We start from the raw sequence: 1,056 nt of genomic DNA, 5'->3' as shown, positions 1-1,056 counted from the left end.
TAGAGCGTTTTTCAGCCGAGCTGAATCATCAGGGATTCACACGGTGACGGTTTTCTGATTCACGATCCGTGCTGGCGAAGGAGGCTGGCATGGAATGGGTCGAGCCTTATCGCGTGATCTGCGGGACCGTGTCGTTGCTGCTGTCGAGGGCGGGCTGTCGTGCCGACAGGCAGCGCGGCGGTTCGGGGTCAGCCCGGCGAGCGCGATCCGCTGGCGGCAACTGGTGCTCGCGCATGGCACGCCAGCGGGGAAGATCAGAGGTGGTGATCGCCGAACGGCGAAGATCGAGGATCATGCCGCTTTCATCCTGAAGGCGATCGAGCAGCAACCCGATCCGACGCTGGCCGAGTTGCGGGAGATGCTGGCGACACGCGGCGCAAGCGTCAGCATCGCCACGCTGTGGCGCTTCTTCGCCCGGCACGGGATCACGCGTAAAAAAAGACCGGCCACGCGAGCGAGCAGGACCGCCCCGACGTCATGAAGCGTCGCGAGGAATGGTTCGAAGGACAGCTCGACCTCGATCCCGACACGCTGGTCTTCATCGACGAAACCTGGGCGTCCACCAACATGGCCCGCCGCCATGGACGATGTCGACGCGGCCAGCGATTGCGGGCCGGCATTCCCTTCGGCCACTGGAAGACCACCACCTTCACAGCCGGCCTGCGCCGCACCGGCATGGTCGCGCCATGGGTGCTCGACGGGCCGATGAACGCCGATGCGTTCCTCACCTATGTGACCCGTGTCCTCGTGCCCGAACTCTCGCCCGGCGACGTCGTCATCATGGACAACCTGTCGAGCCATAAGACACCAGCCGTTCGCGCCGCTATCGAGAGCATCGGCGCAACGCTCCTGTTCCTCCCGCCATACAGTCCCGATTTCAACCCGATCGAGCAGGCCTTCTCAAAGCTGAAGGCGCATCTGCGAAAAGCCGCCGAACGGACCATCCATGGCCTGTGGAACGCCATCGGCCGTATCCTCGACCTCTACTCGCCACAGGAATGCGCCAACTACTTCGCCGCATGCGGATATGATGCAGACTGATCGAAAACCGCTCTA

At 63.3% G+C, this 1,056-nt stretch carries 1 protein-coding gene; it reads left to right on the top strand.

Features of this window, described 5'->3' with window-relative positions; translation table 11 throughout:
• Nucleotides 1-94: 94 nt before the first annotated feature.
• A protein-coding gene (locus tag IFT55_RS17100) for an IS630 family transposase (RefSeq protein WP_192093559.1) occupies nucleotides 95-1,041 on the top strand; the annotation gives its coding sequence in 2 pieces (ribosomal slippage) (nucleotides 95-434 and nucleotides 434-1,041; 948 coding nt in all).
• Nucleotides 1,042-1,056 lie beyond the last annotated feature (15 nt).

This window comes from Sphingomonas sp. CFBP 13720 (genome assembly GCF_014842075.1).
Taxonomy (GTDB): Bacteria; Pseudomonadota; Alphaproteobacteria; order Sphingomonadales; family Sphingomonadaceae; genus Sphingomonas.
Note: the sequence above shows the minus strand (reverse complement) of the source record. Positions and strands in the feature narration are given on the sequence as shown.